Annotated in this window: 20 protein-coding genes and 1 riboswitch; of the genes, 10 read left to right on the plus strand and 10 right to left on the minus strand. The window is 57.8% G+C overall.

Annotated features, from left to right (window positions below; all coding sequences use genetic code 11):
* The 3 genes from IDH41_RS22240 to IDH41_RS22250 all read right to left on the minus strand — a co-directional run.
* On the minus strand, positions 1–770 hold a 770-nt coding region (locus tag IDH41_RS22240; RefSeq protein WP_190865001.1), incomplete at its 3' end, for a YhgE/Pip family protein.
* 77 nt (positions 771–847) lie between these two features.
* Positions 848–1,423 carry a TetR/AcrR family transcriptional regulator gene (locus IDH41_RS22245; protein ID WP_190865003.1) on the minus strand — a complete coding sequence of 192 codons (576 nt, stop codon included), beginning with the start codon at positions 1,421–1,423 and terminating at the stop codon, positions 848–850.
* 377 nt (positions 1,424–1,800) lie between these two features.
* On the minus strand, positions 1,801–3,237 hold the full coding sequence (locus IDH41_RS22250; protein ID WP_190865005.1) for an NAD(P)/FAD-dependent oxidoreductase: 1,437 nt from the start codon (positions 3,235–3,237) through the stop codon (positions 1,801–1,803).
* A gap of 75 nt (positions 3,238–3,312) precedes the next feature.
* Positions 3,313–3,412, minus strand: a riboswitch (purine riboswitch).
* 236 nt (positions 3,413–3,648) lie between these two features.
* Between IDH41_RS22250 and ytxJ the strand changes: the two genes are divergently transcribed.
* On the plus strand, positions 3,649–3,987 hold the full coding sequence (ytxJ, locus tag IDH41_RS22255; protein ID WP_190865007.1) for a bacillithiol system redox-active protein YtxJ: 339 nt from the start codon (positions 3,649–3,651) through the stop codon (positions 3,985–3,987).
* Positions 3,988–4,048: 61 nt separating this feature from the next.
* Here ytxJ and IDH41_RS22260 read toward each other — a convergent pair whose 3' ends face one another.
* Positions 4,049–5,431 (minus strand): amino acid permease, encoded by a 1,383-nt coding sequence (locus IDH41_RS22260; protein ID WP_223829967.1) that lies wholly within the window; start codon positions 5,429–5,431, stop codon positions 4,049–4,051.
* Positions 5,432–5,675: 244 nt separating this feature from the next.
* On the opposite strand from IDH41_RS22260, the gene IDH41_RS22265 reads away from it, so the two are divergent.
* Positions 5,676–6,290: a PH domain-containing protein gene (locus IDH41_RS22265; protein WP_190865011.1), complete on the plus strand. Its 615-nt coding sequence runs from the start codon at positions 5,676–5,678 to the stop codon at positions 6,288–6,290.
* A gap of 70 nt (positions 6,291–6,360) precedes the next feature.
* Positions 6,361–7,029, plus strand: coding sequence for a hypothetical protein (locus IDH41_RS22270; RefSeq protein WP_190865013.1), 669 nt, complete (start codon positions 6,361–6,363; stop codon positions 7,027–7,029).
* An 80-nt stretch (positions 7,030–7,109) separates the two neighbouring features.
* Here the strand turns inward: IDH41_RS22270 and IDH41_RS22275 are convergent, their stop codons facing one another.
* From IDH41_RS22275 to IDH41_RS22285, 3 genes are read right to left on the minus strand one after another with little or no spacing between them, the layout of a single operon-like run.
* A complete protein-coding gene (locus IDH41_RS22275; RefSeq protein ID WP_190865015.1) occupies positions 7,110–8,342 on the minus strand; it encodes a pyridoxal-phosphate-dependent aminotransferase family protein in 1,233 nt (410 codons plus the stop codon).
* Positions 8,339–9,631 (minus strand): allantoate deiminase, encoded by a 1,293-nt coding sequence (gene allC, locus IDH41_RS22280; protein ID WP_190865017.1) that lies wholly within the window; start codon positions 9,629–9,631, stop codon positions 8,339–8,341. Before allC ends, IDH41_RS22275 begins: the two co-directional genes overlap by 4 nt.
* Positions 9,632–9,662: 31 nt before the next feature.
* Complete coding sequence (locus IDH41_RS22285; RefSeq protein ID WP_190865018.1) at positions 9,663–11,042, minus strand: allantoinase; 1,380 nt, start codon at positions 11,040–11,042, stop codon at positions 9,663–9,665.
* A 307-nt stretch (positions 11,043–11,349) separates the two neighbouring features.
* On the opposite strand from IDH41_RS22285, the gene IDH41_RS22290 reads away from it, so the two are divergent.
* The gene (locus IDH41_RS22290) at positions 11,350–13,023 is read left to right on the plus strand and encodes a PucR family transcriptional regulator (protein WP_190865020.1); all 1,674 of its coding nucleotides are present in this window, start codon (positions 11,350–11,352) and stop codon (positions 13,021–13,023) included.
* Positions 13,024–13,039: 16 nt separating this feature from the next.
* Here IDH41_RS22290 and IDH41_RS22295 read toward each other — a convergent pair whose 3' ends face one another.
* A complete protein-coding gene (locus tag IDH41_RS22295; RefSeq protein WP_317890799.1) occupies positions 13,040–13,888 on the minus strand; it encodes a YheC/YheD family protein in 849 nt (282 codons plus the stop codon).
* 160 nt (positions 13,889–14,048) lie between these two features.
* Between IDH41_RS22295 and IDH41_RS22300 the strand changes: the two genes are divergently transcribed.
* From IDH41_RS22300 to IDH41_RS22310, 3 genes are read left to right on the plus strand one after another with little or no spacing between them, the layout of a single operon-like run.
* Positions 14,049–15,299: a phenylacetate--CoA ligase family protein gene (locus IDH41_RS22300; protein ID WP_190865021.1), complete on the plus strand. Its 1,251-nt coding sequence runs from the start codon at positions 14,049–14,051 to the stop codon at positions 15,297–15,299.
* Positions 15,300–15,313: 14 nt separating this feature from the next.
* Positions 15,314–16,291, plus strand: coding sequence for a 2,3-diaminopropionate biosynthesis protein SbnA (sbnA, locus tag IDH41_RS22305; RefSeq protein WP_190865023.1), 978 nt, complete (start codon positions 15,314–15,316; stop codon positions 16,289–16,291).
* On the plus strand, positions 16,291–17,274 hold the full coding sequence (locus IDH41_RS22310) for a 2,3-diaminopropionate biosynthesis protein SbnB (protein ID WP_190865025.1): 984 nt from the start codon (positions 16,291–16,293) through the stop codon (positions 17,272–17,274). The genes sbnA and IDH41_RS22310 overlap by 1 nt, the downstream gene beginning before the upstream one ends.
* A 4-nt stretch (positions 17,275–17,278) precedes the next feature.
* Here IDH41_RS22310 and IDH41_RS22315 read toward each other — a convergent pair whose 3' ends face one another.
* Complete coding sequence (locus IDH41_RS22315; RefSeq protein ID WP_190865027.1) at positions 17,279–17,650, minus strand: IDEAL domain-containing protein; 372 nt, start codon at positions 17,648–17,650, stop codon at positions 17,279–17,281.
* 200 nt (positions 17,651–17,850) lie between these two features.
* On the opposite strand from IDH41_RS22315, the gene IDH41_RS22320 reads away from it, so the two are divergent.
* Together IDH41_RS22320 and IDH41_RS22325 are read left to right on the plus strand one after the other, a co-directional pair.
* Positions 17,851–18,297: a MarR family winged helix-turn-helix transcriptional regulator gene (locus tag IDH41_RS22320; RefSeq protein WP_317890800.1), complete on the plus strand. Its 447-nt coding sequence runs from the start codon at positions 17,851–17,853 to the stop codon at positions 18,295–18,297.
* Between the two features lie 22 nt (positions 18,298–18,319).
* On the plus strand, positions 18,320–18,802 hold the full coding sequence (locus IDH41_RS22325) for a glutathione peroxidase (RefSeq protein ID WP_190865029.1): 483 nt from the start codon (positions 18,320–18,322) through the stop codon (positions 18,800–18,802).
* On the opposite strand, the gene IDH41_RS22330 is transcribed toward IDH41_RS22325, so the two are convergent.
* Complete coding sequence (locus IDH41_RS22330; RefSeq protein WP_190865030.1) at positions 18,799–19,569, minus strand: CPBP family intramembrane glutamic endopeptidase; 771 nt, start codon at positions 19,567–19,569, stop codon at positions 18,799–18,801. The two genes, IDH41_RS22325 and IDH41_RS22330, sit on opposite strands and share 4 nt — an antisense overlap.
* Before the next feature lie 418 nt (positions 19,570–19,987).
* Between IDH41_RS22330 and IDH41_RS22335 the strand changes: the two genes are divergently transcribed.
* Positions 19,988–20,872: a transposase gene (locus IDH41_RS22335; RefSeq protein ID WP_190865032.1), complete on the plus strand. Its 885-nt coding sequence runs from the start codon at positions 19,988–19,990 to the stop codon at positions 20,870–20,872.
* Positions 20,873–20,996 lie beyond the last annotated feature (124 nt).

The following is a 20,996-nucleotide window of genomic DNA, read 5'->3' on the forward strand; positions in this document are numbered from 1 at the left end:
AGCTGCGCCAGGCCGCCCGCCAGCGCCGACGCGCCGTCCGCCAGCTCCGCGCTTCCGGCCGCGAGCTCCCGGCCGCCGCCCGCCAGCTCGGCGGCGCCTTCCCGCAGCGTCAGCGAGCCGCTGACGAGCTTGGCCAAATTAACGCGGACGAGCTCCGCTCCGTCCTGCGCCTTACCCGCGCCGTCGGCGATATCGCCGGCGCCGTCGCTCGCTTGGCCAATGCCGTCCGCGAGCTCCTCCATCTGGCCGAACACGGTCCGCGCATAGGCCGCGGTGACCTCCTTGTTCAGCTCCGCCTTCATCGTATCGACGGCTTTGCTGCCGATCTGCGAGGCGAGGAAGTTATAGCTTTCGTTCGCGAGATAAGTCAGCTGCGCCGGAGACGGTTCGTCCGTCGTCAGCGTCGTCGTCTTCTCGGAGAAATCGGCCGGAATTTCGATCGCCATGTAGTAGCGGTGATCGGCGAGGCCGGACTCCGCCTCCTCCTTGCTCACGAAATGCCAGTCGAACGCTTTGTTTTCCTTTAACTGTTCCTCGAAATCGTCGCCGATATGCATCGTTTCTTCCTTATAGACGTAGCCCGCGTCGGCATTGACGACGGCCACCGGCATTTTGTCCAGATGGCCGTACGGATCCCAGAAAGCGCAGAGAAACATCGACGAATACATGACCGGGATCATCAGCACCCCGACGACCGAGACGAGCAGCATTTTGTTGCGGGCGATCCCGGACAATTCCGCCCCGAACTGCTTGATTCCTCTAAACTTCAATTCGTCCACTCTCCTCGATTACTGATTGACCAATTCTGTCATTTGGTCATTTTTCAGGTTAAAAAAAGGCATCCGGACTATTCCGGAGCCAATCCTTCCCGCATATACGACCGCAGCTGCTCGGCGACCTGCTTCTTGTTCAGCGGCTCATGCATCTTTGCCCAATCCACCGTAAGCGCCATATACAGCTTCAGCATGACGAACGCGGTCATTTCCGGATTGCACGGCTTCAGTTCGCCTTTGTCGACGGCGGCCTGCACCTGCTGGGCGATGTAGCCGACGACCGCCTTCTCGATCTGCTGCATCCCCTCCTGCGCCATCGGCGTGCCGATCTCGCGCACCTCCTGCGACAGCTTCAGCGCCAGCTCGTGTTCCTCGCGGAAGTCCAGCAGCTGCTCGAGCGCATCGTACAAATTGTCGAAGAAGCGGCGGTTCGGATCGACGACCCGCTCCGCGACCTGCTTCATTTCCAGAATGAGCCGCCGCATGATCTCGTGGAACAGCTCTTCCTTGTTCGTAAAAAAGGTATAGATCGTCCCCTTGCCCACGTTCGCGATCCGCGCCACCTGATCCATCGTCGTCGCCTTATAGCCGAACAACGCGAACGACTTCGCCGCCGCGTCCACGATTTGTTTTCTCCGATCGATCGCCATCCGGACACCTCCTGCACCTGAAACTGACCAAAAAACCAATTCGGTCATTTCGAATGTTTTTATAATAGCACTTGGCCGCGAGGAACGCAACCGGTGTAAGAACTTGTTATTTCGCAGCGATATCCGATATGCTCCTGCCAAGAGACGAAGAACGTCCCGATATCCCCCCTTGAGGGGCTGTGGGACGTTCTTGCGAATTTCGAACGGAGAGGGACCAATGACATTCGGCAAAATAACGGGATGAAATAATCCAGTTACTCCAAACACCCGTCGGCTGAAGCGACCACACCTGCTGCCTCATGCGACTCTCCGGCGCCAGCCTGGCCATCATCCCAACCAGGCTGTCCCCCCCGTCAACGGCTGATCAAAGCCCGCGACTAAGCCCCTGCCTTCTCCATCATGCCGCGCGCGATCCATACGCCCGCCGCGCCGGCCTGGGCGAGGCCGCGCGTGATGCCCGCGCCGTCGCCGCCGCAGTACAGGCCCGTGATTTCCGTTTCGAACGTCTCCGACAGCTTCGGACGGGCGGAATAGAACTTCGCTTCCACGCCGTAGAACAGCGTATGCTCGGACGCGATGCCCGGCGTTACCTTCTCGAGCGCCTCCACCATCTCGATCAGGCTGCGCATCGTATGGTACGGGAGCACCAGCCCGAGGTCGCCCGGCACCGCCTCCTTCAGCGTCGGCTCCAGGAAGCCTTCGCGGATCCGCCCTTCCGTGGAGCGGCGGCCGCGCATAATGTCGCCGTACTTCTGCACGATGACCCCGCCGCCGGACAAGTCGTTGGCGCGCTTGCAAATTTCCCTCGCGTACTCGTTCGGCTTGTCGAACGGCTCGGTGAACTTGTGCGAGACGAGAAGGGCGAAATTCGTGTTCGGCGAGCCAAGCGCCGGATCCTTGTAGGAATGGCCGTTCGCCGCCATGACGCCGCTGTGGTTCTCGACGACGACGTGGCCGGACGGATTGCTGCAGAACGTGCGGACGCGCGTGCCGACCGACGTATTGAAAATAAACTTGCCTTCGTACAAATGCTCGTTGATTTCCCGCATGACGACGTCGCTCGTCTCGACGCGCACGCCGACGTCCACCTGATTGTTGTACATCGCGAGGCGGCGCTTCTTCAAAATATCGGTCAGCCACTTCGACCCGTCGCGGCCCGGCGCGATCATGACGAGCTCCGCCTCGTGCGTTTCGCCGCCCTTCAGCGCAATGCCCCGCACCTTGTGCTTGCCGTCCTCCTTCACCGTGACGATGTCCTCGACCTCGGCCTTGAACAGCATGTCGATTCGAGTCTCCAGGTAAGCGTAGATCGACTTCAAAATCTCCAAATTCTGCTCCGTGCCGAGATGGCGAACCTGCGCCCGGAGCAGCTTCAGCCCCGCCGCGTAGCCCCGCTGCTCGATATCGCGGATCGTATCCGTCGTCGGGTCGGTTATATTCGTCGTCGCGCCGTGCCGCAAATTAATATCGTCGACGTAACGAATCAGCTCCAGCACCTTCGTCGGCGGCAAATAATCGGTCATCCACCCGCCGAACTCCGTCGTAATGTTGAACTTCCCGTCGCTGTAAGCCCCGGCTCCGCCGAAGCCCGCCGTGATCGAGCAGGCCGGAAGGCAGCCGGCAAAATCCTTTTTGCCCGCGGGCGGCGGACACAGCTTGATTTTCTCCTCCAAAATCGGACAGCTGCGCTTCGCTATCGAATGCCCTTTATCCACTAACAGGACCTTCCAATGAGGCGCTTTCAACGTAAGCTCATAGCATGCGAAAATACCGGCGGGACCCGCTCCCACCACGATGGCATCGTATTTGCTCATGTTCGACGTTCCTCCTGCATCGTTCATTTTGACCGGATCCATTGGCATAAAAAAAATTCCCGACCCCGAATAGGTATGCCAAAGCATCCTATTCGTAGCCAGGAATTATCGGTTCCTTGTAGAAACCCTCAAACCGTATCTTTGAGGTTATACGAACAGATGAAGCATAACGCAAAATGACGAATGCGTCAACCTCAATCATAACAATCGTTCGTATTTTTATTGATATATATCAGTAACACCCTCACCTTCAACATGACTATTCGTAAAATCCGAACATTCTTGCCAACCCTCTGCATTCGCCGCTTCGGGCCGTCCGGCACGGGATGACTTTCATCCGTCAAAAGCGCTATAATACTTGTACCGGTTCAACATTCTCTGCCAAGCAGAACAAAAGGAGCGCATGCGAGCATGACATACAAAGAAATTACGACCGTCGAGGAATGGAACGACGTATTCGAGAACTCTTCGACCCGTCCCCTCGTCGTCTTCAAGCACAGCACGACTTGCCCGGTCAGCGCGAACGCGCACCAGGAATTCACGAATTATTTGAACGACAAGCCGAAGCAGGACGCCGAGTACGTGCTCGTGAAGGTCATCGAGTCTCGTCCGGTATCGAACCTGATTGCCGAAGATACGTCCGTGAAGCACGAATCGCCGCAAATTATTTACATCGACAAAAAAGCGAAAGTATGGACGGCTTCGCACTGGTCCGTAACGAAAGCGCATATTACCGCCGTGCTCGACTAAGCGGCCCGCGAGAAAGCCCAATCCTTCGCCGGGTGCGACGGATTGGGCTTTCTTCGTTCTTTTATTCCTCCGGATCCAGCTTGCATTCCGACAGCTTCAGCATTCTCGTGCGGTGCTTCCATTTGTGCCCGAGGAATATCGCCAAAAATAACGGGATGCCGATATACGAGGCGATGATGTACCCCCAGTCGACGGCGCCGTCATTCAGCGCGCCGACGAATTGGCCGACGATCACGACGGCGCAGAGCGCCATGGCGATCAGCGGTCCTGCAGGGAACCATTTCGCCCGGTAGGCGAGGTCGTTCAAATCTCTCCCCTGGGCCGCGTACGCCCGGCGGAACCGGTAATGGCTGATCGCGATGCCGAGCCAGACGATGAAGCCCGACATGCCGGACGCGTTGAGCAGCCACACGTACACGACGCCGTCGCCGAAGAACGATGCGAGGAAGGCGAACAGGCCGAGTGCGGCCGTTACGAGCAGCGCCGCCACGGGCACGCCGCGCTTGTTCAGCCCGGCAAGAAACCGCGGCGCCTTGCCGTCCTTCGCGAGCACCCACAGCATGCGGGTCGACGCGTACATGCCGGAGTTGCCGGCCGACAGCACCGACGTCAGAATGACCGCGTTCATGACCGAAGCGGCAATGGATAGGCCAGCTTTTTCAAAAATAATCGTGAACGGGCTCGTCGATATATCGCTGCTCGCAAGCTGCTCTTCGGTATGCGGGATCAATAAGCCGATGATCAAGATCGCTAGGATATAAAACAGCAAAATTCGCCAGAAAATCGTCTTGATCGCTTTAGGAATATTTTCGCGCGGATTTTCGCTCTCGCCGGCCGTTACCCCGATCAGCTCGGTCCCTTGGAAGGAGAAGCCGGCCGCCATGAACACGCCGAGGATCGCGAGAAAGCCCGCGGGGAACGGATTATCCGTCAAATTGCGGAAGCCCGCCGCCTCCCCTCTCCAAATTCCGACAACCATTAGCAGGCCGAGCGCGATGAAGACGATGACCGTTACGATTTTGATCATCGCGAACCAGTATTCCGATTCCCCGTACCCTTTGACGGCAAGCAGATTGAGCCCGACCATCAGCAGCAGGAATAAGCCGCTCCACAAGACGGACGGGCTGTCCGGAAACCAAAATTTCATAATTAACGTCGCGGCCGACAGCTCGGCGGCGATCGTAATCGCCCAGTTGTACCAATAATTCCATCCGAGCGCGAAGCCGAGAGACGGATCCACGAAGCGCGTCGCGTACGTGCTGAACGTGCCGGATACCGGCATGTGGGTTGCCATTTCGCCAAGGCTCGTCATTAAGAAATAAACCATAATGCCAATAAGGGCATAAGCCAGCAGCGCCCCGCCCGGCCCGGCCGAATGAATGGCGCCGCCGCTCGCCAGAAACAGCCCCGTCCCGATCGATCCTCCGAGCGAAATCATCGTCATATGCCGCGATTTCAGCCCTCTTCGCAATGTTCCTTCTTTTTCCAGCCGCTTACCCAAAACCAAACACTCCATCCGCTGATGTCAAACGTTCTCTAGCTGTTCGTCTTCTGTCCTCAGTTTGTTAATATTTCCGGCTTTTATCCGCGGCGTTGCAAATAAAGCCCTAAAGCACTAACCTATGGACAGTAATCCATTATATAATGATTAAGAAATAATTCTATGGGAAAAAGAGAGGAATGGTACAATGTTTGGAAAATTAGCCGCGGACGCGCTTGGATTAAGCGACATTGGCGCCGTTATTAAGCCCGAGGATTACAGCAAGGTGGACTCCGACGATTACGTCATGCACGAGGACAACGAAAAAATTTATTTCCTGATCAAATCGAAAACGGACGAATATTGCTTTACGAACCTGGCGCTCATCCATTTGGACGGCACCAGCGCCATGAGCAAGAAGCGGACGCTCAAGCGTTATTCCTACGGCGCCAACCAGATCGCGCAAGTATCGCTCGAAACGGCCGGCACCGTCGACCTGGACGTCGAGATCAAGTTCGCGATCGGGTCCGCTCCGTTCTCCATCGACGTGAACAAGAAGCATATCGAGGAGCTGAAGGACCTGTACAAGGCGCTGATCAAAATTTCGGAAATCACGCGCGAGAACGAAATCCAGCTCGAGTACGCCAGACGCAGCCTGGACCTCGCCTCCACGACGCTGCAGCAGTTCCACAAAGGCGACTTCAACGTCGTCGAGCAATTCGACGGCCTGAACAAATCGGCCTTCAACTGGCTCGTGAACACGCACAAGCAATACAAAGTGAAAGATTTCGGCTCGATTTTCGAGCGTTACATCAATAACTAGTTAGTCGGAGAACGCCCGCCTGCCCCGCTGCAGATGGGCGTTTTTTATTTTTAAGGAGGATGCGCGATTCATGGATTCGTTCGAGGGCATGCACCAATTATTTATCGAGAAGCACTTGTCCGGCAGGAGCGGTGAGAGGAAAGGGCGGCTGATGCGTGGACACCGGTATGCGGAGAAGCTTTGGCTCGAACAAGTGTGGTGGCCGCTGCTCGGCAACTTCGACAATCTCCATCCGGAGTACGAGGTGTACGACTGGAATCGTAAATCCGTCTTTCTCGACTTCGCCTATATCACGCCTTTCGGGCGTTTTGGCATCGAGTGCGACGGTTTTCAAACCCATGTAAAGGACATGGACCGCGAAAAATTCAGCTATTCCCTCAACCGCGATACTTTTCTGACCGGATTGGGCTGGAGGATGCTTCATTTCTCCGTCGACGACATCAAGCATCAGCCCGAAGTATGCCGAACGCTTCTGCAGCTGGCACTTGGCCCCCATTTGATCCGGGGCGTTCACGCCGGAACAACCAGCTTGATAGAGAAAGAGTTGCTAGCCTTCGCGTGGAGGCTGGGCCGGCCGGTCCGCTCCAAGGATGTGTGCGACGAGTGGCGGCTGGACTTTCGAACTGCGCAAAAGCTGCTCCGCGCCTTGACGGATAAAGGATGGCTTCGTCCGCTCGCCGGGGGCAAAACCATTCGCTACTATGAGCTTAAGGAAGATTCCTTGAGATTTTTATTGTAAGTAAGCCGATTGAATGTGCCTCCCGGTCAGCAAATGCCAATAGCCAATGGACCCGACCCCCAGGCTTAGCGGCGTTAACCTTAAACGCCGTAAACGTCCAGCGCCGCCTGCACGCCGCGTCCGGCCTCTAGCTCGCAGCCGTGGCGGATGAGCGCGGCTTCCAGCGCGCCCAGCGTCAGCAGCACGTTGCGCTTGCTGCAGCTGTAGCCCATCGTGCCGATGCGCCATATTTTTCCCTTCAGCGGGCCGAAGGAGCTGGCGATTTCGATGCCGAACTGCTCGAGCAGCATCGCCCGCACCGACTCGCCGTCCAGGCCGGCCGGGATTTCGACGCAGGTGACGACGGGCATTTTGCACGAAGGATCGCCGTACAGCGTCAGCCCCATCGCCTCGATGCCGGCAACGAGCGCGGCCTCATGCCTTCGGTGCCGCTCGTAACGCGCCTCCAGTCCCTCCTCGAGGACGAGCCGCAGCCCTTCGCGGAGCGCGTACAGCATGGACGTCGCTTCCGTATGATGGTTAAGCCTCGCCGGACTCCAATAATCTTGAAGCTGGCCGATGTCCAAATAATTGCTCTGGATCGGCCTCAAGGTCGCAGGCGCATCCGCGGAGACGCCCTCCGGCAGGAGCCCTCTCTCGATTTTTTTGCGTCTCTGCAGCTTGGCCTCCGCGCGCTTGTTGTAGGTGATCGGCGCCATGCCCGCCGGCACTGACAAACACTTCTGCGTCCCGCCGATCACCGCGTCGATCAACAGCTCATCCGTCGCGAGCCGGACCCCGCCGACCGTCGCGACGGCGTCGACGACCAGCAGCGCCCCCGTCTCCCTGCACACATGTCCGATGCCCTCGAGCGGCTGCAACCTGCCCGTCGACGTCTCGCCGTGCACGAGGGCGACAAGCGACGGCCGGTGCAGGCGGATGGCGTCCGCGATCTCCGCGGGCCGGAAGACGGCGCCCCACTCCTTCTCGAGCGCGACGACCTCCCCGCCGCAACGCTGCGCGATTTCCGTCAGCAGGTAGCCGAACCGGCCGTAGATCGGGACAAGCACTTTGTCGCCGGGCTCGATCAGCCCGACAAGCACCGCTTCGATGCCGGAACGGGAAGTCCCGTCCACCGGAAACGCCCATTCGTTCTCCGTCATGAACAGCTCGCGAAGCATCGCCATCGTCTCGTTCATCAGCGACGTGAACTCCGGGTCGAACTGCCCGAGAATCGGGTAGGACATCGTCCGCAGCACGCGAGGATCGACCTCTACCGGCCCGGGGGTCATAATCGTCCGCGGCGAAGGCGACCAATCTTTGTAAACCTTCATGATAGCCTTTCCTCCCCATAGCCTATTCGGTAGAGCAGCTCCGTCAGAACGAGCGCGCCCGCTGCAAGCTCGCGCGGCTCCGTGTATTCCTCCGGCGAATGCGAAATGCCGCGCCTGCTCGGAACGAACAGCATCGCGGTCCTGCACCGATGCGCGAACATTTGGGCGTCATGTCCGGCTCCGCTCGCCATTCGCCTCGCCGATACGGCCAGGTCGCCGCATGCCTCCTCAAGCTGCCGCGTCAGTCCGGCGTCCATCGGAACCGGCTCCTCGCGGAACCACGTCCTTCCTTCGATGCGCAGGCCTCTCTCGTCGGCCATCCGCTCGAAGGTGCGCTTCACCCATTCGCAGAAGCGCGCCAGCAGCTGCCCGTCGACGTGGCGCGCGTCCACGGTGAAGCTCACTTTGCCGGGGACGACGTTCGGCACGTTCGGCTGCACCTGCAGCCTGCCGACGGTCGCGACGAGCGGATCGCCGCGCCTGAGCGCCTCCCGGCGCAAAGCCTGCATCATGGCGCTCGCGCCCTCGAGCGCGTCCCTGCGAAGCCGCATCGGCGTCGTCCCCGCGTGGTTCGCTTCGCCGGTCACCTCGAACTGCAGCCGCCGCTGCCCGGCAATTGCTTCGACGACGCCGATGCACGCCCCTTCCGTCTCAAGCACGGCGCCCTGCTCGATGTGCGCTTCGACGAAAGCGCCGATCACGCTCCGCAAGCTCCTCCTTCTCCCCGCGCTTTCGCCGAACCCGCAGCCGGTCATCGCGTCCGAGAACGCGACGCCGCGCGCGTCGCGCAAGCCGGCGATTTGTTCGAAATCGCGCTTGCCGACAATGCTGCCCGAGCCCCAGTAAGCCATCGGGAAGCGGCTGCCCTCCTCCTCGCACAGCGAGACGACCTCGAGCGCCCGCTTCGGCCGTCCGAAGTTCCGCTTCAAATGCGCGACGGCGGCAAGCCCCGCCGCAATGCCGTACGCCCCGTCGTACATGCCGCCCTGCACGACCGTGTCGATATGCGAGCCCGTTAGAATGGCCGGCGCTTCGGCGTCTTCCCCCTGCAGCCGCCCGAACAGGTTGCCGACCTCGTCGAACTCCGCCTCGAGACCGCAGCCGCTCATCTTGGCCGCCAACGCGCGCTGCGCCGCCAGCCATTCTTCCGTGTACAGCAGCCGCGTCACGCCGCCGGCCTTATCCGCGCCGTACGATGCCAGCTCCGTCAACGTCGACATGACGTCGCGTTCCAATTCGTCCAGCAACCGCTCCTTGTCCCGCGGATGCGAAAGCACGCTTCGCGCCATGGCAACTTCCTCCTTTCCCGCCGGCGAATGCCTATCGCCCCGCCTTGATCCACCGGCCCTCCATCCGGTCGTCCACGCCTTGCCGCGCGTCGAATACCCGCCTCCCGGCGAGGTAAGTCGCCTCGATTTTGCAATGCATCGTCTCTCCGATATAAGGACTATGCTTGTGGCGGTGGTACAAATGATCAGCCTCTACGATATAAGGCTTGTTCAGATCAAGAAGGACCAGATCGGCATCCGCGCCGATCCGGATCTCGCCCTTGGCGGGCAGAAGGCCGAACCGCTTCGCCGGTCCCCCCGACAGCAGACGGCTCAGCCGCGGCAGCGGGATGCCCCGCTTCACGTGACCTTCCCCGATCACCGCCTCCACCGAGCTCTGCGCGCCGGCGATGCCGCCCCAAGCGTCGAAGAAGCTGCCCGTCTCCTTCATTGAGACCGGACAAGGCGAATGATCGGAGGCGATCATATCGAGCTCGCCCGCCGCCACGGCTTGCCACAGCTTCTCGCGCTCGGCCTCGTCCCGCAGCGGAGGCGAGCATTTGGCCGCCGCGCCTTTCCGGTCCAGATCGGGCGCTGCGAAGGCCAAGTAATGCGGGCAGGTTTCCACCGTCACGTCGAGGCCGCGCCCGCGCGCCCTCCGAATCGCCTCCACGCCCGCCGAGCTGCTTATATGGACAAAATGCAGCTTGCAGCCCGTCTGCTCCGCATAGAACAGCGCGCGGTTAACGGCTTCCAGCTCCGCCACAATCGGCCGCGAAGCCGCGTAGTCCGCCGGGGCGAGGCGCCCGGCGGCGCGCATCGCCGCGCTCAGCTTCGATACGAGCGGCTCGCTCTCCGCGTGCAGCGCCAGCACCTTGCCGAGCCCCGCGATGATCTTCATCCCTTCGAGCAGCGTGTAATCGTCGACCTCGCGGAAGGCGTCCTCGCCCGGATCGCCCGGCGAGGACATGAACGCCTTGAAGCCGGCGACGCCGGCTTCGTGCAGCGGCTTCAGCTCGTGCAGCTTGCCGGGCACGAGCCCTCCCCATAACGCGTAATCGACATGGGACCTCCCCTGCGCCGCGGCAAGCTTCCGCCGCAGCGCGTCGACCGTCACCGTCGGAGGGATACCGTTCAGCGGCATGTCGATGTAGGTCGTGCAGCCGCCCGCCGCAAGCGCGGCCGAGCCGGTCTCGAAGCCCTCCCATTCGCCGAGCCCCGGCTCGTTCAAGTGGACATGGACATCGATCATGCCCGCCATAACGATCAGCCCCGCGGCATCGACGACTGCCGCCGGGCCGCCTCCGAACAGCTCCTCCCCGAGCTGAACGATTTTGCCGCCCTTTATGCCGATATCGAGGCGGGCGACCTCCTCCTTCAGCACGACGCTGCCGTTTCGTATGATCAATTCCGGCTTGCCCCACCTATCCATACGGCTCCCCGCCTTTCGCGATCTAGCAGTCCGATTCCTTTAAAGAAACAGCCGGATTTGTTCATCATATTCCCGCCGTTTTTTGTCTATTCGTCTTCGCTCCCCCTCTTTCTTTGTTTGTTATGTTTCTTGACACAATCGTTGACTTAGGTACATCATAATCGGCGAGCTTCAAAATGTCATTGTGCGCAATAGCCAAAAATATCCCATGATCATTGAACACATTCAATAACCGGCCGTTTACAGCCTATATCCGGCATGATATATTGTGTCATATAATCTAACACAACTTAAAGGCGGTGCCGTCATGCTGCTTAAGGAGCTTCTCGCTCTTCCCATTTACGCGAACGCGAAGGTCGTAGCCGGTAATGCCGGCACGGCAAATAGCGTCCAATCGGTCAATATTATGGACGCCCCGGATATTATCCATTATTTGAAACCGCAGGAGCTGCTGCTGACGACCGGCTACGCAATGAAGGACCATCCGGAAGCGCTGCTCGCCCTCGTCGCGAATATGGCCGAGGTCGGCTGCGCCGGGCTCGCCATCAAGACGAAGCGGTTTTTCCGGGAGGTGCCGGAGGACGTGCTGCGGCACGCGGAAGAACTCCGGTTCCCGATTATCGAGCTTTCTTTGGAGCAATCGCTGGGCGATTTGGCCAACTATTCGCTAAGTCATATTCTTGAGAAGCGCACGGAGGAGCTGCGCTACGCTTTGTCGGCGCACAAGCGATTCTCGCAAATGATTTTGCAAGGCAAGAGCATGCAGGACGTCACCGAGGCGCTTGCGCGGCTGATCGGGTCGCCGGTCATGCTGCTGGACGGTCGGCACGCGCCGCTCTGCCGTTCGGCCTCGATGACGGAGCAGCTGAGCCGCAGCTTGCTCCCCCGGTTGCAGGCGGAGGAGCTCGGGACTCGCTCCCCGCATGTCGCACGTACGCTGCAGCTTGTCCCGTTGGAAGCCGGCGGCATCGTATATCAGGCAGCCGAGCTGCAGCCCGTCGTCACTTTCCAGCAAGCCGGCTGCTTAATTGCCTTAACAAGCAGCGGCATTAATCAACAGGCCAGCCTGACCAAGCACGCGATGGAGCAGGCCGCCAACGTTCTCGGGCTGGAGATGCTGAAGGAGCAAGCGGTCAAGGAGCGTTCCCGCCGCTACAAAAACGAGTTTTTTTCCGATTTCGTCGACGGGCTGATCACATCGGAGCAGGAGCTGATTCACCGCGGCAACAACTACGGCCTTCTTCATTACCCCGTCTACATCAGCGTCGTCGCAAGACGCGACGCCCCGTTCGGACGGCAAATCGCCACCGGCGAACCGGACCTCGACTGGCGGTATATATCCGAGCGCGACCGCCACTACGACCTGCTGAAGAGCGAATTCGCCAAGCTTGATTTGCGGTTCGTCCTGTTTACCAAGAACGAATACTTCTGCTTTCTCCTTGCGCTGCGCGCGGGACAAGACGTCGGATACGCGAAGGACAGCTTGTTCATCGAGCAGCTGAAGGGCATCGTATCGGTCCTGGGCGAAGCGCACGGCATTCCGATTTCGATCGGCGTCGGCAAGCCCGTCCCGCAGCTGTCCGACATTCCGCTCTCCTACAAGGAGGCGGTCGAAGCGCTGCAGACCGGGTATGACGCCCGCAAGAAGCAATTCGTTCAGCCGTACCGCGCCAAGAACATAAGCAGCCTCCTCCGGATGATTCCGAAGGAGGAGCTTAGGGAGTACTACAACGAGACGTTCAAGGATTTGCTCCGTATCGAAGGCAAGGAGCGAAGCGATCTGCTCAAGACGCTTAGCACGTTCTACGACACGCACTGCCAGCTTGCGGAGACCGCCAAGCTGCTGTTCGTGCACCGCAACACCGTCACCTACCGCCTCGACAAATGCGAGAGGCTTACCGGCCGCGATCTGCGCGATCCCGTCGAGAGCCTCCGCTTCCGCACCGCCTTTCAGATGGAGTCGCTCATCCAGACGGACTAATTGCGATTGAAGGGGGCTATAGCCCCCGTCTTGCCTTCATGCAGTTCAGCCGGTACGTTTTGCCGTATGCCTTGCCGTAACGGATAATTCGGCGAAGCATGCTCTTATCGGACAGTACCGCGAACGGACACGGATCCGGCGTTGTGTTGACCTCCAAAATCCACGGCTTCATGTTGCGGTCGATCGCCAAATCGAGGCCGATTTCGACGAGGCCCGGATAAGTGCGCTTGAGCCGCTTGACCGTGCGAAGGCCCAGTTCGTCCATTCGCTCCATGAGCCGGTACGTTCGGGCTGGACTGACGAAGTTTTTCAGCAGATACGTCGTTGGGTAGATCGTGCCGCCCTGGCTGCCGTTCGTGACGATTTTGCGGGGATGCGCCACCCGGCCGACCGAGCCCGTCGCCTCCCATCCGCCTTGCGGCGCCCTTTGTACGACGAGGCGAACGTCGAAGACGCGTCCCTTATGCTTGAGCATGCGGACGCCTTTTTGGGCAAGGTAGCTTGCTCCATCGGTGTGCCTCATGAGCGACGAGTAGAACGATTCATAGTCCGGGAACGTTCTTTTCGTTTCCTTCAGCTGATACGAGTATCTTACCCGCTCGCGCCCCCGCCTCGTCGACACTTTCCTATCCGTCTTCATAACCCCGCGCCCAAGCGACCCGAAAGTCGGCTTCACGTACACCATGCCGTATTTGCGCAGCATGTCGTACAAATTATCCATCGTCAGTCTCTTCGTCTCCGGAATATGGCTTCCCAGCCAGCCGTCGGTTTGCAGCACCTTCGTTTTGATCCACTTGTTCGCCACTCGTCTGCCGGAACTCCCGCTGACGCGGACCGTTTTGGCCTTTCCTGATCTTCTTTTCACTATTTCCCTCCACTCTTTCAAGTACTCTCTTTAGCATACGAACCTTTTTCAAAATGGATGTAGGCCGCTATCGTCATAAACAGAACCAATAGTAATCGACGACATAAACTTTATTAGCAAATGAAACTGATATGTTTGTTTTTGGGAGGTTCGAGAGATCGTGCAAAGCCTATCACCGCTTCGGAAGCAGATTGCCCGAATCAGCCGCTATCACCCCTGGTACTCCGATTTGCTTGAGCAGCAAGGCATCGACGCCAACTCCGCGGAGCTGGCGGAGCTCCCGCTCATGACGGCGGACATTCTGGAGAAGCATTATTTCACGCAGCAAAATAGGACGGAGCCCGGACTTTCCGTATACCGGACATCCGGTACTTCCTCCGGCATCCGCAAGGCGATCTACTACTCCGAGGAAGACGACGAGAGCTATATCGCGAGCAAAGCCGATTGCTTTCGGGAATTTTTGGAGATCAAGACGAACGGCGGCGCTTCGGCCGAAAGCCGCCAGCTGTCCGTTCGCACGGCGCTCGCGGACATGGGAACCGGGCATGCGGCCGGCACCGCGCTGACGATTTTTGAACGGTTGGGCTTGCGGGCGGAGTCGCTTTCCTTCTCCCTGCCGATCGAAGAGCATATGAAGAAGCTTGAATCGTTCCGACCGGAGCTTCTCTACACGATGCCGTCCATCCTGGAAGCGATCGCGCGCGCGGCGTCCGATCCGACGAGCTACGGCATTCGCAAAATCATTCTGGTCGGCGAAATCGCGACGCCCGAGTGGCAGGCGAACATGGCGCAGCGATTCGGGCTAACCCCACTCGATCTGCTGGATACGTACGGCTCGATCGAAATCGGCGCCATCGCTTCCTATTCGCACGAGCTCGGGCAATACGTCATGGCGGACGGCGTTTATGCCGAAGCCGTGCCGGCCGAGCGGATCGATCCGCGGTTCGAGCCGTTGCAGGAGAACGAGTCGGTGCTCGTGCTCACCTCGTACGTTCGATCGCTTTTCCCTGCCATCCGTTACGTGACCTATGACGTGGTCAGAGATTTCAGAACGATAGAGATAGACGGCGTGCCGCGGCAATGCTTCACCTGCCTCTCCAAGCGGATCGGCGCGGATTTGAAGCACGGCGAGAAAATCAGCATCTACGACATCGAAAGCGTCGTGCATCAATTCGCCAAGGACGCGGAGCTGCGGGTGCGGATAAGGGATAACAAGCTGTCCGTTCATATTCGAAGCAGGGCGCTGGACGACGCGATGCTCGCCGCGATTTCGCATGCGCTCGAACACAAGATCGAAGATATCGGTCTCATGATCAAAAACCGCATATTGGACGGCATCGCCGTAACTCGCGCGGCGGATGACGAGCAGCTTGAGCGGGGATCGGTTAAGTCGAAGAAACTATATTTTTGAGAGGTGCTTCGTTCATGGCGGAAAACATGCTGTCCATTATCGGAAACACGCCGCTCGTCCGGCTGTCGAAGCTGTTCGCGAACGACCGCGGCATACAAGTGTACGCTAAGCTAGAGCTGCTTAACCCGAACGGAAGCGCCAAGGACCGTTCGGCCGCGCGCATCATCGCTTCGGCACTGGAGCAGGGCCACATCGGGCCCGGATCGGTCATCGTCGAGTCCAGCTCGGGCAATATGGCGATCAGCCTCGCGGCAATTTGCTCTTATCTCGGCATGCGTTTCATCTGCGTCATCGATCCGAAGACGTCCGGGCAGAACGTACGGATCATGCAGGCTTATGGAGCCGAGATCGAACGCGTCGACGAACCGGATCCGGCCACCGGCGAATTCCTGCCGGCCAGGCTGCACCGCGTTCGGCAACTGCTAAGCCGCATTCCGGGCAGTTACTGGCCGAATCAATACGAGAACGAAAACAACTATATGTCCCATTATGATGGAACGATGCGGGAAATTGCGGATTCGCTGGGTGTCGTCGATTACGTCGTCGGGGGCGTCAGCACCTGTGGCACGATGCTGGGCTGCGCGCAATACGCGCGCGATCATCAGCTTCCCGCGAAGATCGTCGCCGTCGACGCGGCGGGCAGCGTGATTTTCGGAGGCGCGAAAGGATATCGGCGGTTTCCCGGGCTCGGGGCGGGAATCGTTCCCCCGTTCGGGCAAACCCGGTTTATGGATTATGCCTTCAATATCACCGATCTCGACATGGTCATCGGCTGCAGGGAGCTCGTGCGTCACGAATCGATCATGGCGGGGCCTTCCTCGGGAGCGGTAATCTCGGCTTTGAAACAACTTATGCCCGGAATCCCCGACCATTCGGTATGCGTCGTTATTTTGCATGATCGGGGAGAACGGTATATGGATACGGTCTATAGCGACGAATGGGTGGAACAACAATTCGGCCGCGATAGTTTAAGAGAGAGAGGTTATTCGTAGTGCTATATCTAGGTGATCGACACGTACGCGAGATCGGTTTGCAGTGGGAGGAGCTTGTCCTGTGCGTAGAAAATGCGGTGCGGCATATGGACAAAGGAGAATTCGCGCAGCCGCTTAAGCCTTATTTGCGCTACGGCAATCCGGCCAATCGCATTATCGCGATGCCTGCCTTCATCGGCGGCGACGTCCAAACGGCCGGCATCAAGTGGATTGCCAGCTTTCCCGGCAATATCGACGCCGGCATCCCGCGGGCGCACAGCGTCACGCTGCTGAACGAAGCCGGCACCGGCATTCCGTATGCGATGCTGAATACGCCGCTGCCAAGCGCGGCGCGAACGGCCGCCGTCAGCGGCCTCATGATCCGCCATTACTTGAACGCGCAGGCAACGAATCGGAAGCTGCGCCTTGGCATCGTCGGGTTCGGACCGGTTGGCCAGCTCCATTACGACATGTGCTGCAAGCTGTTCGGAGACCGGCTGGAGCACATCCTTTTGTTCGATATCCGCTCGCCCGATCCTGCTAACCCGGCCCTTGCGGGCGTAGGCGATGAATGGCGGGCCCGGACGCGAATCGTTGACAGCTGGGAGACGTTATTCGGCGAGAGCGACATCGTCATCACATGCACGGTAAGCAAACAGCGCTATATCAACGTCCCTCCGGCTCCGGGCACCCTGCTGCTCGACGTATCGCTGCGGGATTATACGCTGGATGCCATCGGAGGCGTGCAGGCCGTCATCGTGGACGACTGGGACGAAGTTTGCCGCGAGAACACCGACATCGAGCTGCTCAGCCTCGCGGGACGGCTTGCAAAAAAAGACACCCGCTCATTGGCGGATGTCGTCTGCCGCGGCGCGCTCGGAAGCTTCGCTCCCGATGAGCCCGTCTTATTTTGCCCGATGGGGATGGCAACGTTCGATATCGCGGTAGCGGGTCATCTGGTCAAGCGGGCGGCCGAGCTCGACATCGGAATTCGATTGGCGTAAAGACTTATCGAATTGCCGGTCCAAGCCGGTTATGATGAAAGGGGTAGCTCGCTGCCCCTTCATTTTCGTTTCGTTCGCCGCTTTCGATCGATTTCAGCTCGTTCGTGAGCTCCATGAACCATTCTTTATCCCGCGTAGCCAGCGCCATGTCGATTAAATTTTGGACGTATTGGGCATCCTCTAACGTATTATCGGGCAACTTTCTGACCCATTGCTCCCGTACGGCAACAACCTTGCCTATTGTTGCTTCGTTATCCGAATGAACGACATACACCGTCGCGATTCCTTGCAGGATATCCATCGTTTCAATAAAACCTTGAATGAGCTCGCCCTCTCCGGTTTTACCCTGCACCCAGTCGCTTACGTTAAATTTCATCCTGCAACACCGCCTATCCATAAAAGTTTGTGAATCGTTGTAACTGTAACTGCGTTTATTACTGTTATTTTAATAATTACAGTTCACTTTGTCAAGCACCTCTATTACCTTCCTCCGATTGACATCCTCGGGCATATTGCGCTATATTATATTTATTACAATTTAATTTTTTAAAATATAATAATCGGGAGGTTATCTTAGTGGACAACCGTGATGCACTCAAGCTTGAAAACCAAATATGCTTCGCCCTCTACGCTTGCTCGCGCGAGATCACGAAGCTCTATCGCCCGATGCTCGAGGAGCTGGAACTTACCTACACGCAATACGTCACGATGCTTGCGCTTTGGGAGCAGGACCGCGTATCGGTTACGGCTCTCGGCAACAAGCTCTATCTCGACTCGGGCACGCTCACCCCGCTTCTTAAGAAGCTCGAAGCCGCCGGCCATCTTACGCGCACCCGTGACCGCAGCGACGAGCGCATCGTCATCGTCGAGCTGACCGATCAAGGCAAAGCCTTGAAGGAACGGGCTTCCGGCATTCCCGCTCAACTAGCCTGCAAGCTCAACGGCACGCCCGAGGAAGCGGCGGCTCTGCTGGGCCAAATGCGCGAATTTCTCAACCGTCTTCAGACTAGCACAGCCGAATAAACCTATGGGAGGTTTGACCAGCATGTCTCTTTACGATTTTGAAGTGAAAACGATAACCGGCGAATCCGGCACGCTTGCGCCTTATAAGGGACAAGTGCTGCTCATCGTCAACACCGCGACCAAATGCGGCTTCGCGAACCAATTCTCCGGCCTGCAGACGCTGCACGACAAGTACCGGCCGCAGGGCTTTTCCGTTCTGGGCTTTCCTTGCGGGCAATTCGCCAATCAAGAGCCCGGCAGCGACAGCGAAGTTGCCGAAGCTTGTCAGATTAACTTTGGCGTAACCTTTCCCTTATTCGCCAAAATCGATGTCAACGGCAGCAATGCCCATCCATTGTTCCGATTCTTGACGAACGAAGCGCGCGGAGTGCTCGGTTCCAAAGCGATCAAGTGGAACTTTACGAAATTTTTGGTCGACCGCAGCGGCAAGGTGCTGAAGCGGTTTGGTTCGACGGATACGCCGGAGCAAATCGCACCCCGCATCGAGCAGCTGCTGAACCGTTAATTTACGCGGTTAACCCTTAGCCTGCCGAACGTTATAAATAACGCAATAAACAGCAGGGCGGCAGCTATAATATGCGCGTTATCCAGCATACTAGCGCCGCTTGTCCCCTGCTCGGCGAGCAGGAGCCCCTTCGCCTCTTCCCTGCCCGGAATGCCGTGCACGAGGCAATACATCGCGTTCAAGCCCCAATGAATGCCCGTACTCAGCCATATCGAGCCCGTCTCTAATAGCGCGTAGCCAAGCGACAGACCCAATATCATTGAAAATATCGCGTTCTGCATGCTAAACCCCGCAAGCCAGACATCGTCCGCGGCATAGATCGCCGAGGATAGAAGCAATAGAAGCCCCGCACGCATCTTTCCCTTCAAATGGGCAAACACATATCCTCTTACAATCAAATCGTTTATTAGAGAACCTAGAAACATTACCGCTAACGCTTCAATCAATAATATAACCGCCTCGGGAGCCGCTTTAACCCCCGTCACCCGAAAATCGCCGAATAGCCACAGCAGCGTATACATCATCGCCCATAGAACCGATCCATACGCGATGCCGATCCTTAAATTTCTTTTCCAGCCGTAATGCGAGCTGACGCCAAGACTGCCGATGCCGTCCAAGCCGGTCAGCTTGGCCACGTGATGCGCAAGCACAAAAAAACCGATGGCATAGACCAGCCAAGGAACCGTGCCGAGCGGAATGAGATGCGGAATCAAATTAAAATACAAATCGAGAATAAGAAAGCCCATGATCGCTTGCAAAATACCCATTGCATAACCCCTTTTATAGGTATGTCATGTAGAATAGCCCGAACGCTTTCCTTAGTAGTATATTCGCGACTCCTTACTTTATGGCCCCATTCTGCACCGTCGCGCGCCTCGCCGTCTTCGCACATTTCCTTTTTTCGGCTTGTTCCGTCATCATGCTTACCTCATCCTTTTGCTACGCTCCCCTCATCGGTTTCCACATAAACACCGCGCGATCCGCGTTCCTTGGTTGGCTTTCTCTCACGTGTATCACGCCTTTTCGTTTCCTTTTAGACACTATCCCCTCTGCTCAGGAAGCTCTTTGCGAATAGCCTTGTCCTCTCTAAGTCAAAAATCAGAAAAAAGATTGCTCCCCCGCCTATGATTTGTTAAAATAAACAAGAACATATGTTCGTTTTTATTCTTTCCTAGGAGGTGCAATATGGACATTGTCGCGCGATTCAACGAGCTATATGCGAGCGATGAGGACTGTCGGGAAATTGTTCGCAAGCTGAAGTGGCCCTCCGGCTTTCGCTGCCCTGTATGCAACCATAATGCCGCCTACACGATCGCCACGAGACGGCTTCCATTATATGAATGCGTGAAGTGCGGCCGGCAAACCTCGCTAACAGCAGGCACCGTCATGGACAAGAGCAGCACCTCTCTTCGCAAATGGCTGCTCGCCATGTATATCGTCGCCTCATCGGAGAACGGTATTAACGCCGTCCGGCTCTCCGAGCTCATCGCCGTTACTTACAAAACCGCCTGGTCGATGCTGAACAAGCTGCGCCGAGTCATTTCGGAGACCGACCGCCGTATTCTTCTAGCCGGCCGCGTTGAAGCCAAGCTCGAAGTATATATGAGGCAGCCCGTTCCGACTTACGAGTTGCTTCAAAGAGAACATGCGGCAATTGCAGCGCGAATGGTCTTCCCCGATCGTTCGTCCTACCTCAAAATCAAACTCCTCCATAGCGGGCAAAATCCGCGCACTTTGCTGACCCCCAAGGCGGAACAGGCATTTATGGACAAGCATGTCCGGTCGAATAAAGTTACGCATCTGGAAATCATGCGAAAGCATACGAACCTGTCGGGAATGGCGAGCCCGCTTACGCGATTAGCCCGAACGGCGTTTCAGTGGATGAACGATACGTTTCACGGCATCGGCCTTCCTAACTCTCAATACTATTTGGATGAATTTTGTTTTCGCGCGAACCATGCGGGCCAATCCACTGGTTCCCCGTTCGAAAGCCTTCTTCATCTCTGTCTATCCGCGTCCACATCCGCCGGACAACCCGAACCACGGGAGACATTACTAAATACGGGCTGATACCTTAAACACAATGCTGGCTTCGCATCTGTGATCTACTGCCTTTTACTAATCTGTGACTACGTAGAGAACGCTGCTTCAGTGAACGCTATTCCTGTATGCGACACGTTATCCAGTCTGTATG

The sequence above is a fragment of the Paenibacillus arenilitoris genome (genome assembly GCF_014705655.1).
Lineage (GTDB): Bacteria > Bacillota > Bacilli > Paenibacillales > Paenibacillaceae > Pristimantibacillus > Pristimantibacillus arenilitoris.

What these genes read in the sequence shown, in the direction of transcription:
- IDH41_RS22335 (WP_190865032.1), top strand. Translation starts at nt 19,988, where the DNA reads ATGGACATTGTCGCGCGATTCAACGAGCTATATGCGAGCGATGAGGAC.
- IDH41_RS22315 (WP_190865027.1), bottom strand. Translation starts at nt 17,650, where the DNA reads ATGAAATTTAACGTAAGCGACTGGGTGCAGGGTAAAACCGGAGAGGGC.
- IDH41_RS22285 (WP_190865018.1), bottom strand. Translation starts at nt 11,042, where the DNA reads ATGGATAGGTGGGGCAAGCCGGAATTGATCATACGAAACGGCAGCGTC.
- IDH41_RS22245 (WP_190865003.1), bottom strand. Translation starts at nt 1,423, where the DNA reads ATGGCGATCGATCGGAGAAAACAAATCGTGGACGCGGCGGCGAAGTCG.
- IDH41_RS22270 (WP_190865013.1), top strand. Translation starts at nt 6,361, where the DNA reads ATGGATTCGTTCGAGGGCATGCACCAATTATTTATCGAGAAGCACTTG.
- allC (WP_190865017.1), bottom strand. Translation starts at nt 9,631, where the DNA reads ATGGCGCGAAGCGTGCTTTCGCATCCGCGGGACAAGGAGCGGTTGCTG.
- ytxJ (WP_190865007.1), top strand. Translation starts at nt 3,649, where the DNA reads ATGACATACAAAGAAATTACGACCGTCGAGGAATGGAACGACGTATTC.
- IDH41_RS22250 (WP_190865005.1), bottom strand. Translation starts at nt 3,237, where the DNA reads ATGAGCAAATACGATGCCATCGTGGTGGGAGCGGGTCCCGCCGGTATT.
- IDH41_RS22275 (WP_190865015.1), bottom strand. Translation starts at nt 8,342, where the DNA reads ATGAAGGTTTACAAAGATTGGTCGCCTTCGCCGCGGACGATTATGACC.
- sbnA (WP_190865023.1), top strand. Translation starts at nt 15,314, where the DNA reads ATGGCGGAAAACATGCTGTCCATTATCGGAAACACGCCGCTCGTCCGG.
- IDH41_RS22330 (WP_190865030.1), bottom strand. Translation starts at nt 19,569, where the DNA reads ATGGGTATTTTGCAAGCGATCATGGGCTTTCTTATTCTCGATTTGTAT.
- IDH41_RS22260 (WP_223829967.1), bottom strand. Translation starts at nt 5,431, where the DNA reads ATGACGATGATTTCGCTCGGAGGATCGATCGGGACGGGGCTGTTTCTG.
- IDH41_RS22325 (WP_190865029.1), top strand. Translation starts at nt 18,320, where the DNA reads ATGTCTCTTTACGATTTTGAAGTGAAAACGATAACCGGCGAATCCGGC.
- IDH41_RS22290 (WP_190865020.1), top strand. Translation starts at nt 11,350, where the DNA reads ATGCTGCTTAAGGAGCTTCTCGCTCTTCCCATTTACGCGAACGCGAAG.
- IDH41_RS22265 (WP_190865011.1), top strand. Translation starts at nt 5,676, where the DNA reads ATGTTTGGAAAATTAGCCGCGGACGCGCTTGGATTAAGCGACATTGGC.